The sequence below is a fragment of the Ruoffia tabacinasalis genome (genome assembly GCF_042652985.1).
In the GTDB taxonomy this organism is placed as follows: Bacteria; Bacillota; Bacilli; order Lactobacillales; family Aerococcaceae; genus Ruoffia; species Ruoffia tabacinasalis.
This window is the reverse complement of sequence record NZ_JBHSHQ010000050.1, coordinates 33,303-46,350: the sequence shown is the minus strand read 5'-3', so window position 1 is coordinate 46,350 and position 13,048 is coordinate 33,303. Positions and strand designations below refer to the sequence as shown.

General features: G+C 36.0%; 11 protein-coding genes and 1 other annotated feature. Of the genes, 3 read left to right on the top strand and 8 right to left on the bottom strand.

Annotated features, from left to right (window positions below):
- The first annotated feature begins 62 nt into the window (after positions 1–62).
- Positions 63–1,961: a purple acid phosphatase family protein gene (locus tag ACFO5Y_RS08720; protein WP_231606844.1), complete on the top strand. Its 1,899-nt coding sequence runs from the start codon at positions 63–65 to the stop codon at positions 1,959–1,961.
- Positions 1,962–2,057: 96 nt separating this feature from the next.
- Here the strand turns inward: ACFO5Y_RS08720 and ACFO5Y_RS08715 are convergent, their stop codons facing one another.
- The 3 genes from ACFO5Y_RS08715 to ACFO5Y_RS08705 all read right to left on the bottom strand — a co-directional run bounded on the left by ACFO5Y_RS08715 (position 2,058) and on the right by ACFO5Y_RS08705 (position 3,370).
- Entirely contained in the window at positions 2,058–2,501 is a 444-nt protein-coding gene (locus ACFO5Y_RS08715; protein WP_138403936.1) for a GatB/YqeY domain-containing protein, read from the bottom strand.
- A gap of 21 nt (positions 2,502–2,522) precedes the next feature.
- Complete coding sequence (gene rpsU / locus ACFO5Y_RS08710; protein WP_138403937.1) at positions 2,523–2,696, bottom strand: 30S ribosomal protein S21; 174 nt, start codon at positions 2,694–2,696, stop codon at positions 2,523–2,525.
- A gap of 218 nt (positions 2,697–2,914) precedes the next feature.
- Positions 2,915–3,370: a Fur family transcriptional regulator gene (locus ACFO5Y_RS08705; RefSeq protein WP_197103997.1), complete on the bottom strand. Its 456-nt coding sequence runs from the start codon at positions 3,368–3,370 to the stop codon at positions 2,915–2,917.
- A gap of 62 nt (positions 3,371–3,432) precedes the next feature.
- Here ACFO5Y_RS08705 and ACFO5Y_RS08700 point away from each other — a divergent pair, with 62 nt between their 5' ends.
- A complete protein-coding gene (locus tag ACFO5Y_RS08700; RefSeq protein ID WP_197103996.1) occupies positions 3,433–4,254 on the top strand; it encodes a pyruvate, water dikinase regulatory protein in 822 nt (273 codons plus the stop codon).
- A gap of 64 nt (positions 4,255–4,318) precedes the next feature.
- Here ACFO5Y_RS08700 and ACFO5Y_RS08695 read toward each other — a convergent pair whose 3' ends face one another.
- The 3 genes from ACFO5Y_RS08695 to hisS are packed head-to-tail and all read right to left on the bottom strand — an operon-like array spanning position 4,319 to position 8,341.
- Positions 4,319–5,212 (bottom strand): deoxyribonuclease IV, encoded by an 894-nt coding sequence (locus tag ACFO5Y_RS08695; RefSeq protein WP_138403940.1) that lies wholly within the window; start codon positions 5,210–5,212, stop codon positions 4,319–4,321.
- A gap of 31 nt (positions 5,213–5,243) precedes the next feature.
- On the bottom strand, positions 5,244–7,019 hold the full coding sequence (gene aspS, locus ACFO5Y_RS08690; RefSeq protein WP_197103995.1) for an aspartate--tRNA ligase: 1,776 nt from the start codon (positions 7,017–7,019) through the stop codon (positions 5,244–5,246).
- Complete coding sequence (gene hisS, locus ACFO5Y_RS08685) at positions 7,019–8,341, bottom strand: histidine--tRNA ligase (protein WP_197103994.1); 1,323 nt, start codon at positions 8,339–8,341, stop codon at positions 7,019–7,021. Before hisS ends, aspS begins: the two co-directional genes overlap by 1 nt.
- 41 nt (positions 8,342–8,382) lie before the next feature.
- Positions 8,383–8,577, bottom strand: a binding site (T-box leader).
- Between the two features lie 443 nt (positions 8,578–9,020).
- Here hisS and ACFO5Y_RS08680 point away from each other — a divergent pair.
- Complete coding sequence (locus ACFO5Y_RS08680; RefSeq protein WP_197103993.1) at positions 9,021–10,277, top strand: N-acetylmuramoyl-L-alanine amidase; 1,257 nt, start codon at positions 9,021–9,023, stop codon at positions 10,275–10,277.
- Between the two features lie 56 nt (positions 10,278–10,333).
- On the opposite strand, the gene dtd is transcribed toward ACFO5Y_RS08680, so the two are convergent.
- Positions 10,334–10,786 (bottom strand): D-aminoacyl-tRNA deacylase, encoded by a 453-nt coding sequence (gene dtd / locus ACFO5Y_RS08675; RefSeq protein WP_197104041.1) that lies wholly within the window; start codon positions 10,784–10,786, stop codon positions 10,334–10,336.
- Between the two features lie 48 nt (positions 10,787–10,834).
- Positions 10,835–12,982: a RelA/SpoT family protein gene (locus tag ACFO5Y_RS08670; protein WP_197104040.1), complete on the bottom strand. Its 2,148-nt coding sequence runs from the start codon at positions 12,980–12,982 to the stop codon at positions 10,835–10,837.
- Positions 12,983–13,048 lie beyond the last annotated feature (66 nt).

Below are 13,048 nucleotides of genomic sequence, written 5' to 3'. Positions count from 1 at the left end.
GTTAGTGATGGAAATAACAAAAATATTGTAGAAGGAGAATGTAAATAAAATCTTTGAAAAAAATGGTCTTATCTGCCTTACTGGCAACGACTATGTTATCAAGCGTTGGATTTAATGTTCACGCACAAGAAACAACCACAGGTTCAATCACTGAAAATACACATATCGCTAATGAGGAACGTGCGAATGATGAGGCATATTCTGAAGAAGCAATTACGGCAGAAGACGGCATTGAATTTGACGATGAGGGTAATATTACGACAGTAACGATTGGTGGAGAAACTGCAGAAGGCACTCAAGAAAATCCAGCCAATCCTGAGGCGCCTGTGAATAATACACCAAACAGAATTACAACAAACTTAACAGATGATCCTTCGACATCAATGCATTTCCAATGGCACACAACGGATGCAGATGAGAACGCTAAGTTATACATTTGGGAAGATGGGCAATCGATGGATGACGCTGCTAAAGTAGATCCTGAAATCATTGAAATTGATGATGCTTTCTATAACCAAATGACAGAAGACGGGCATTACGTTTATGCTATTATGTGGGATGAGGAAGAAGATGAGCCAATGACAGACGATGATGACCCATGGATTGCAGCTGAAAATCCAGATCAAGTTATTGGATACTATACTGATGAAGTATTCTCAAATGACAACCTATTATGGTTAGACAAAGGGTTTGATAATTATTCTTTAGGTTTACCTTACCCTAGCTTTACTGAAACAGCCTATAAAGCGACTGCGACTGAATTAAATCCAAATACTGTATATCACTACGCAGTTGGAAATAAAGACGGTGAATTATCTGAAGAAGCGACATTTACAACAGCAAGCGAATCAAATGAAGATTTCTCATTCATTCACTATACTGACACTCAAAATGCTTTCTCATCAGAAAACCAACGTTCAGAAGCTGATTATTCAAATTCTACGATTCAATCAATGTTAGAAAACCCTAATGCAGAAGATGCAAAATTTGCTCTACATACAGGTGATGTGGTTAATGATGACTGGAACGATACAGAATGGGACTTAACTTTAGATGCATTATTACCATTAAATAATGAAATGCCACATATGTTTATCACCGGTAACCATGATAATGATAACTTCTTAGATCATATTAATACCGACAATGCCGTTGAAGGCATGGATTCAGGTGCAGCTTACTCAACTCGTTATAACGGTGTACAATTCATTAACTTAAACACTGAACAAGCAAATGAATCAGACGAAGATGAAGCACCAGCAATCTTAGATAACCAAATGGAGTGGTTTGAGGAAGAGTTACAAAAAGCTCAAGAAGCTAAGGACAATGGAGACATTGACTGGGTATTTGTCAGCTATCACCGCCCTCTATTCTCTTCATCTTATCATTCATTAGAAGATGAAAGTGTCCAATTAATTCGTGATGATTTAATGGCTTTACTAGATGAGTATGATGTTGATTTAGTCTTTAATGGACACGATCACAACTTAACTGTGACGCATGCACTAACTCATAATGCTGAAGCATTCGGGAATGCAGAAGTAGCCACTGCCGGTGAAACGAATGAGGACGTGACAACGTTCAATAATCCTGAAGGAACGGTCTTCTTTATTCCAAGTACAGCAGGAACTAAGACTTATAACACGATTTATAAACTTGAAAGTTTTGATTGGATCTTAGAAAACGAAGATATTCATGAAACATACGAAGACTTATTCGGTCATGAATTAACTGAAGAAAACATTAATAGCTTCCGCGAGTTATTATTAACAGAAGAACAACCATTCGTTTCGTCATTCTATGCAGAAGGTCATTCAAATGCCCGTGAATCAAACTTCCAATACTACTCTGTTGTAGACGTGACTTCAGATACTGTCACTTATGAATTATATCAAGTGGTTGGTGAAGATTTAGATAACCGTGAAACAACACTTGTTCATTCTTATGAAATTACTAAATAATTTTCTATACTAGATAAATAAAGCTGCGAGTGAGATTTCTCTTACTCGCAGCTTTTTGTATAAAAATAAAAACACCCTTTCGGGTGTTTAAAAAGATTAACCTAATAGATTCTTTGTAACTTCTTTTACAAGGTTACCATCAGCTTTTCCTTTTAGGTTGGCCATAGCTTTCCCCATAACTTTACCAAAGTCAGATTTAGAAGTTGCATTCAGTTCGTCCATTACTTTTCGAACTTCAACTTCAATTTCTTCTTCTGATAATTGTTTAGGTAAGTAACGTTCGACTACTACAATTTCATCGGTTACTTCATCTACTAAATCTTGTCGTCCAGCTTTTTCAAATTCAGCTAAAGAATCTTTACGCTGTTTTAATTCGCGAGCAATTATCGTAATTTCTTGCTCCTCATTTAAAGGTTCAGAATGCTCTAATTGCTCCATTTGTAATGCCGACTTCAACATACGTAATACTTTTAAAGTCTCTTTATCTCTAGCCTTCATCGCTTGCTTGACGTCTTGATTAATTCGTTCAGTTAGTGACATTTCGCCTCACCTATCTGTTATTTAGAATTTTCTTTTACGAGCTGCTTCCGATTTTTTCTTACGTTTAACACTTGGTTTTTCGTAAAATTCACGTTTACGTGCTTCTCTTAAAGTACCTGTTTTTGAAACATCTCGCTTAAAGCGACGAAGAGCGTCTTCTAATGATTCGTTATCACGAACTACTGTTTTAGACATTATGAATCCCCTCCTCCCAAGCTTTTCTGACCTTACTATTTTTTATGAAAAATAATAAAGTTCTTGTAATATTATAATCAAACAACCTTGTCTTTGCAAGGTCTTAATGAAAGTTTTTTCATAGAAAGTGTATATTTATTTTCAAAAATTCGATTAAATATAGGATTTTTATCCTATTTATCGAAAAGTTTATTAGATAAAATATTTAATTTAAGTATTTACACTTTGCACGTTGGACATAAACCAAATATTTCAAATCGATGTGTATCAATTTGAACATCTTTTAAAGCATCCGTCATTTTGGTTAAATCCATCGGGCATGTTTCTAAAGGTATCGCCATCCCACAATTTGTGCAAATGAAATGATGATGATGGTGATTGTGGTCTAAACAATTCATACGGAAATGTTGTTCTTGGTTATATTCCGTGGCTTCCAGAATACCAGCTTCGACAAAGTCATATACATTACGGTACGTTGTGTTGTAACTCATCGTAGGATAATTTTCAGTTAGCTTCTCATGAACCGTTTGTGCACTTAAGTAACGATCATTACACGCAAAGAGCGTTAATATTTCTTGTCTTTTTTTAGTGTTTTTTAAGCCAAATTCTTTTAATTTTAAAATAGCGTCATTAATTTTAGTTTCTTCTTCTTTGGTTATAATTTCATAAGTCATTACTTGACGTCTCCTTATATAAATATGCTATGATGTAAGAACTTATAGGGGGTCATTTTAACATGAATGATAATACAGTACTAAATTATTATATTTTATCAGATTCAATAGGAGAAACTGCTCAAAAAGTGGCAAAAGCCTCTTTTGCACAGTTCCCTAATATCACTACAGTATCACATAAATATACATTTATTTCAAATCATGAAACACTACATTCTATTCTAGAAGATGCAAATGAACATGATGGTTTAGTGTTTATGACGATTGCCGATGCTGAATTAGCTAAATTTGCTGAAAAATACTGCATCAAGACCGGCTTGATTTGTTATAACTTAATCCAACCATTCACTTTAGAAATTGCGCGTCGACTTGGGACTGAACCTTCGGCAATTAGTGGAGCTCAATATGAATTATCAGAAGATTACTTCGATCGGATTCGCGCTATGGAATTCTGTTTAGCTTATGATGATGGTAAAGATCCTAAAGGTTTACGTGAAGCTGAGATTGTTATTCTAGGTATTTCACGTACCGGTAAAACACCATTAAGTATGTACCTAGGTACTTTAGGCTATAAAGTCGCAAACTTACCTTTAATTCCTGAAAAGGAAGTCACACCGATTCTTTATGAAATTGATTCGAAGAAAATTATCGGCTTAACGAATAGTTCTGGTGTCATTAATAAACATCGAGAATCACGTATGAAAGAATACGGTATAGGTACGGGTTCAAAATACGCTTCTAAAGCACGGGTTAATGAAGAATTGGAATATGCTCATAATATATATGAAGAGTTAGGTTGTCCGATTATTAATGTTTCTGATCGTAGTATTGAAGAATCAGCGAGTATCGTCATGGAAGTCATGAATTTACCACAAAGAATCTAATAACAAAATAAACACTAACACATATTCGGCTCTCTAAGAGCTTAATATGCGTTAGTGTTTTTATTTATCTTAAAATATCTGTGATTAAATTCGGATTATAAGTGTTTGCTTTAAACATAGCAATCTCCTCTTTATAAGGAGCTACTTTAACCTTTTCTTTCTCAGGAATTGGAACCCAAGGTGTTTCAAGAATCTTAGGGATATGGCTCAGTTGTGGATGATGAACAATTGCATTCAGCGTATCAAAGCCAATAGATCCTTCACCAATATTAGCGTGTCTATCTTTATAACTCTTAAATGGATTTTTAGAATCATTGATATGTAAGACTTTTAATCGATCTAAGCCAATGACTTTATCAAATTCGTTCAATACACCATCTAAATCATTAACAAGATCATAACCCGCATCATAAACGTGACACGTATCTAAGGTAATTGATAACTTCTCGTTGAAAGTAACCCCATCAATAATGGCAGCTAATTCCTCAAAGTTTCTACCAATTTCCGTCCCCTTACCTGCCATCGTCTCTAAAGCAATCTGTGGTGATTGTTCTGCAGTTAAAACGCCATTTAGACCGTTGATAATTTGCTTAATCCCAACTTCAGCACCCGCGCCCACATGCGCACCTGGATGCATCGTAATTTGAGTGGCACCAATAGCTTCTACGCGTTCAATTTCTTCTCGTAAAAATTGCATCGCAAAGTCATGGTAACCTTCCTTCGTTGTGTTAGCAAGATTAACAATGTAAGGAGCATGAACTGTGAAAAATTCAATACCGTTCTCTTTCATAAACGTCTTTGCTTCTTCAATTCTAAACTCAGAGACTTCTTTTCGACGCGTGTTTTGGGGCGCGCCAGTGTAAATCATAAAGATATTACTTCCGTAAGATGCTGCTTCTTGAGCAGCACCTAGAAGCATCTCTTTTCCCTTCATTGAAACGTGTGATCCGATATACATGATATCTCTCCTTGTATGCTTTACCTTAAAATTACTTTTTGCTTTCTTTAACTGAAATATTTAATTCACGTAATTGATCATTACTTACTCTACTTGGAGCTTGTGACATTAAGTCTAAACCGCGTCCAGTTTTAGGGAAGGCAATCACTTCACGAATGTTTGGCTCTTGAGCTAGAATCATAACTAAACGGTCTAATCCTAAAGCAATTCCGCCGTGTGGTGGGAAGCCGTATTCTAACGCGTCTAATAAGAAACCAAATTGACTATATGCTTCTTCTTTAGTGAAGCCTAATAGGTCAAACATTTGTTCTTGCATTTCACGAGTATGGATACGAATACTTCCTCCACCAATTTCATAACCATTTAAAACAATATCATACGCATTTGCTAATGCGTCTTGAGGTTTATTAGATAATTCAGAAATATCTGAGTTTTGTGGTGATGTGAATGGGTGGTGCATTGCAACGTAACGTTTGTTGTCTTCATCATACTCAAGTAATGGCCAATCTACTACCCAAAGGAAAGCTAATTCAGATGGGTCATATAATTCGTGCTTAGATCCTAAGTGAAGTCTAAGTGCGCCTAATGAGTCTGCTACGACTTTTGTAGAGTCAGCCATAAAGAAGATGATATCTCCTACTTTAGCGTCTAACGCATTGGTTAAGTAGTTGTAGTCTTCTTCTGATGAGAAGAATTTTGCAATTGGACCGTTAAAGCCATCTTCTGAAACTTTTGTCCATGCTAGACCTTTCGCTCCATATGGTTTAACTACGTTATATAATTCGTCTGCAGTTTTACGCGTATAATCGTCTGCATGACCTTTTAAGTTGATTGCTTTTACTTGACCACCGTTATCAACTGCACCTTTGAACACTCCAAAGTCAGTTGTTTTAGCGAAGTCTGAAAGATCCACTAATTTCATTTCGAAACGAATGTCAGGTTTATCTGAACCGTATTGATCCATCGCTTCTTGATAAGTCATTACTGGGAAATCTTCAGTGATTTCAATGCCTCTAGCTGCTTTCGCTACTGCTTTTAACATATCTTCAGTAAATTCTTGAATTTCTGCTTGAGTTAAGAAACTTGTTTCAATATCAACTTGTGTAAATTCTGGTTGACGGTCTCCACGTAAATCTTCATCACGGAAACAACGTACGATTTGGTAATAACGGTCCATTCCCGCACCCATTAATAATTGTTTGAATAATTGTGGTGATTGCGGTAATGCAAAGAAATGACCTGCGTTATTTCGTGTTGGAACTAAATAGTCACGTGCCCCTTCAGGTGTTGACTTAGTTAAGTAAGGTGTTTCAACATCGATAAAGTCCAAATTATTTAAGAATTGACGAATTGTTTGAGTCACTTGGTGACGTAAACGAATGTTGTTGAACATCTTCGGACGACGTAAATCGATGAAACGATTACGTAAACGTACTTCTTCATCAGTTTCAATGCTATCTTCAACATAAATTGGTGGTGTTTTACTTTTAGCAAGAACTGTTAATTCAGTGGCTAATAATTCAAATTCACCTGTTGGAATTTTAGGGTTTACTTGCTCATCTGCACGACGTTTTAAAGTCCCTGTGACTTCAACAACGTATTCACTTCTTAAGTGATCTGCTTCATCCATTTGTTCTGGAATATATTGAGCGTTGAAGACTACTTGACAGAAGCCTTCTCTATCACGTAAGTCAATAAAGATAACGCCACCTAAGTCACGGCGCTTTTGTACCCACCCTTTTAATGTTACCTCTTTATCTACAAATGATTCATTAATTAAACCTGCATAAGTCGTTCTCTTTTTCATTAGTATTTACCTCCAAAATATTTGTCAATGGCTGATGTATCAACAGTTAATTTGCGATACTCGCCCATAAAGTCTGTCATTAAATCATCAAAAGCAACTTCGGTTTGTTTCCCAGTTCCTTGATGTTTTACTTGGACTTTTCCTGTTTCAATCTCTTGTTCTCCAATCGTAATCACAAGCGTTGTATTTAATTTATCAGCTGTCTTAAATTGTGATTTCATGCTTCGATTTAAGTAGTCACGATCAGCAACTAAACCATCTTTTCTAGCTGCTTGAACAACTTGTAATGCCATCATATTTGCCTCTTCACCTAAGCTCATCACAAAGATATCTAGGCCTGCAGATTCAGGAATGTCAACGTCTTGATTCTCTAATAGAAGCATTAATCTTTCTAAACCAATACCGAAACCAAACCCAGGTGTCTTTGGTCCGCCTAATTGTTCGACTAAGCCATCATAGCGTCCACCACCACATACAGTGGACTGTGCCCCAATAGAATCGTCAGTAGCCAGGATTTCAAAGATTGTATCTTGATAATAATCTAGGCCACGAACAATAGTTGGTGTCACAGTGAATGGAATATTCAGCGCATTTAGTAATGCTTGAACTTCATCAAAGTGTTTCTGACTTTCTTCGCCTAGAAAATCTAGAATAACTGGCGCAGACTCAGCTAAAGCTTTGTCTCTCTTATCTTTTGAATCGATAATACGCATTGGGTTATCAGCCAGACGTCTTTGCGAATCTTCACTTAATTGATCTTTAAGGGGTGTAAAGTATTCGATTAAAGCATTACGATAATTCTCACGTTCTTCAGGTTTTCCTAAAGAGTTAATGTGTAGTGATAAATTCGATAAACCTAATTCATCAAATAAATCCATCGCTAATGCAATACCTTCCACATCAGTCGCAGGATTTGTACTACCAAACACTTCGATTCCTAATTGATGGAATTGACGCTGTCTTCCAGCTTGTGGTCTTTCATAACGGAACATAGGCTCCATATAATAAACTTTTAACGGCTGTGGATGCTCAGGTCCATGCAATTTATGCTCGATATAAGCACGGGCAATTGGCGCAGTTCCTTCTGGACGTAAAGCCAGGTGACGGTCCCCTTTATCCATAAAATCATACATTTCTTTAGAAACTATATCTGTCGTATTCCCTACAGATCGTTTAAATAAATCAATCGATTCGAATAAAGGTGTTCTAATTTCTTTAAAGTTATATGAATCTAATACTGCACGAGCAGTATCTTCAACATAATGCCATTTATCAATATTAACTGGCAGAATATCTTCTGTTCCTTTTGGTTTTTTTAACATAATTTACCTCCATAAATATAAAAAAGCCCTACAGCAAGTTGCTATAGGACGTCTTCAACGCGGTACCACCTAAATTTGTAACAATATATATTATTACCTTAGAACTGTAACGTAGTTAGCGGAACAACTTTGCATTGTTCATCTCCATAGTGTCTTCAATGGCTCATCTTCTACTTTCAGCGGAATGAGAAGTCTCTGTTATTGAGGCATTTACTTGGCTACTTCAACGATTTTATTAAAATACTCCTTTATTATAGAGTCTAATTAAAATTTAATCAACTAATTTCTTAAAGGATTCAAATTAAATCGTTTCCAAGCAATATTTCTTCTACTATGATAAAATATATGAGGTAATCAGCGAATGATTTAAAGCCAAACTAATTACATATTATTCGCCTTGTCTACTCTTTCTATTGAAAATCCAAGTTGTCTTAACGGATTTATAACAAACATATTACTATTGAGTGACAAAGGTTAATCGTATTTGAATTTATATTACACAATTTATATAATAAAATTAATATCTTTAAAATTTTTGTAGGAGTGGGGGGATTTTATCAATACCTTCAATATATTCTTAAAACGACTTTATACTAAAAAGTATTTTCCACCTTTTATTACATTCGTATTAATTTTGCTTAGTTCCATTGCTATCTTAAGCTTAACAACGAGTGAATTAATGACGATAGAAAAAGAGTCTGTCGTTTTAAGAAGTCAACCAGCAACAAATAGCCAAGCCATTGATTCCATCAATATAAACTCAACTGTGAATGTTATATCCGAACGAAATGGTTGGTTACGAGTGCGTTATAAAGGAACATCTGAAGGTTGGATTCCAAAGTGGTTACTTGAAAGTGATAATTTAGTAACTGATCAAAATCTTGCCGCTCATTTGCTTGTTGCATCACCAATATATTCTGAGCAAACTACTGACTCACAGCAGTTAGCCGACATTGATGCGGGCACTTATTTAATTGTTAATTTTGAAAGTAATGGCTGGGTGCAAGTTGTCTTTGAGAACCAATATGGCTACATCCCAACGAGTTCTGTAGAGTTAATCCATCAAGATGCGATTCCTGAATCAGTCCCTGATCCTGAATCAACATCGGAGACACTACCAGATGAGATGACACCGGAAGAATTAGAAGAAGCGGAACGCTTAGTAATCGTACGACAAGAAAACCAAGCTTTCTTATCAGCACCGGATTTATATTCGGACATCATCTATACACCATCAATCAATCAACGCTTTGAACTCATTGATGTTACTACTGGTGCAGATGAAACTGAGTTCTATTTAGTTGAAGATGAATCTGGCATTAGAGGATACATTGAATCTCGTATCGCTGCCCTTGGAAGCGACTCGTTAAATCATGTCGGCACAACCAATCCTGGTTCGTTAGCTGAAGCAACGATTATGATTGATGCCGGTCATGGTGGCGAAGATTCTGGAGCGATTAGCTTAGATAATATTACATATGAAAAAGATGTTACTTTACGGACCGCAGAAATCTTACAGGAGAAATTGGAAGCTGCTGGTGCGACTGTTCTTCAAACTCGTTCAACTGATGAATTCGTTGACCTAGATGAGCGAACAATCCTAAGTAACGAAGCCAATGTCGATGCATTCTTATCGCTTCATTACGATTCGTCACCTGTACCAGATTGGCATGGGACCACGACTTATTATTTCCATGAAGATGACTTTGATTTAGCTGATAGTATTAATCAACAACTGGCTCAGTTTGAATTACCAAACAATAATGTTGTCTTTGGTAATTATCATGTATTGCGAGAAAATAATCGACCAAGTGTTCTATTAGAGCTCGGATATATGAGTAATAGTACTGATATTGATTATATACGTTCTCAAGAATATCATGATCGTATTACTGACTTAATTGTCGCTGGTTTAGAAAATTACTATAATCAGTAAAATAAATATAAAAATGACGCTATCACATTCAACGTGATAGCGTCATTTTTATTGATTTATAAACTTCTATTCTTTGAATCTAAGAGAATTGTTACCGGACCATCGTTTAGAATCGATACTTTCATATCAGCACCAAACTTTCCGACTTCAACTTTGTAGCCGTACTCTCGCAAGGCTTGGTTAAAACCTTCATACAATGCGTTTGCCATATCAGGCTTCGCTGCATTGGTAAAACTTGGCCGGTTCCCTTTTTTTGTATTGCCATATAAGGTAAATTGGCTAATCGATAGAATATCTCCACCAACATCTGATAAAGAAAGGTTAACTTTACTGTCCCCATCTTCAAAAAGTCGCATATTGGCTACTTTTCTAGCTAAGTAAACAACATCTTCTTGAGTATCCTCATGCGTCACGCCAACTAATAATACGTAGCCTCGGTCTATTTGTCCGATAATTTCGCCGTCGACTTTAACATGACTCTCTAAACTTCTTTGAATTAAAACTCGCATCATAACAACCTTTCTTTTGAACTTTCAATAGCCATTGAATAAAGAATATTATCCCGTCACACGTTTTACTTCATAGACATCTGGTATATTTTTCAATTTATTAATTAAATCATCTAACTGCATCGTATTCGAAACAGCCACTTTAAGTGATACTGTAGCGGTACTATTTTTATCTCGTTTCCCGTTAACACTTAGTAAACTTTTCACTGTATGGCTGACAACATGCAGAACATCATTAATTAGGCCTGCTCGATCAAAACCAATAATGAATAATTCTGTGATATATTCTTCGGTTGGTTGGAATTCTTGATCCCATTTAACATCAATTAATCGATCGTTTAATTCCGTTTCTGCTAACAAATTAGGGCAATCTTTACGGTGAACTGAAATCCCTCGTCCACGGGTAATATATCCAACAATTTCATCTCCAGGAACTGGATTACAACATTTACTTAAGCGAATCATTAAATTATCAGCACCTTCAACGACAACCCCACTCTCATGGACTGTTCGGTGTCGTTGACGATTTGAAGCCTCTTTTGAAATAGTTGTGTCATTATCAAGCACTTCTTCTTCAGCTTTTTCTTGTTTTAAATCTAAGAAGTTAATTATCGTTGACACACTTACCTCACCTAATCCAATAGAAGCAAATAAATCCGTTAAAGTATTAAAGTTAAAGCGCTCTAATAAACTGGCTTCGACTTTTTTATTATTTAATACTTTTAGTGAGTGGCCAATTTCTTTCAGTTCTTTTTCTAAGATACTTTCGCCAAGTTCACTATTCTCTTCAAGGTCTTGTAGTTTAAAGAAGCGTTTGATTCGGTTACGGGCTTTACTCGTATTGGTAAACTTCAACCAATCACGACTTGGACCATTCGAATTTGAATTGGTTAAAATGTTAACAATGTCGCCGTTTTTCAATTTATAATCTAAGGCGACAATTCTTCCATTAACTTTAGCCCCAATCGTCTTGTTCCCAATCTCAGAGTGAATGTGATAAGCAAAGTCAATCGGGCCAGACCCTGTTGGAAGTTCCATCACTTCACCGTTTGGTGTAAATACATAGACTTGATCTTTAAATAAGTCCTCTTTAACAAAATCCATAAATTCACTAGCATCTTTAGCATCATCTTGTAGTTCAACTAAATCGCGGAACCATGTCATTTGTTTATTGATACTATCTTCTTCATCAACCTTACTTGTCTTACCTTCTTTATAAGCCCAATGAGCTGCCACCCCATATTCAGCAACCATATGCATTTGTTTAGTTCTAATCTGAATTTCAACGGGTTTGCCACTCGCTCCTATGACGGTCGTATGAATCGATTGATACATATTCGCTTTTGGCATGGCGATATAATCTTTAAATCTGCCAGGCATTGGCTTCCACTGCGTATGCACAGCTCCCAATACAGCGTAACAATCTTTAATTGAATCAACAATGACACGAATAGCTAATAAGTCATAAATATCATCAAATTCTTTTCTTTGGTCCACCATCTTACGATAAATGGAATAAATATGTTTCGGTCTTCCTGAAATATCTGCTTCAATCTCTAACTCTTCAACCGCAACTTTAATCTCATCAATTGTTTCTTGAATGAAATTCTCGCGTTCCGTACGCTTCGTGTCCATCTGATTCACAATTGAATAGTAGTATTCTGAATTAACATAACGCAATGCAATGTCTTCAAGTTCCCACTTAATGGAGCTAATCCCTAAGCGATCAGCTAACGGTGCATAAATATCAATAGCTTCTTGTGATTTCTCGATCTGCTTTTCTTTACGCTGAAATTTCATCGTTCGCATATTATGTAATCTATCGGCTAATTTTACGATAATTACTCGTAAATCTTTACTCATTGCGAGTAACATTTTTCGATGGTTTTCGGCCAAAGCCTCTTGTTTACTTTGGAATTTCAATTTACCTAGTTTAGTAACTCCGTCAACTAAAAATGCAACGACGTCACTAAATTCATTCCGGATATCTTCCAATGTTCGATCCGTATCTTCAACAACATCATGTAAAAAACCTGTAGCGACTGTTGAAGGATCTAATTGTAACTCTGCCAAAATACCTGCTACTTGAATTGGGTGAATAATATAAGGTTCACCGGATAAGCGAAATTGGTCTTTATGAGCTTCCGTTGCATAATCAAGCGCACGCTGAATAAACTCCAAACTACTGTCATTCATGTACTTCGCACATAAATCAATTACCTCTTGTGCTGAAAAATCTTGTCCTTGCAAATTTATTCACCT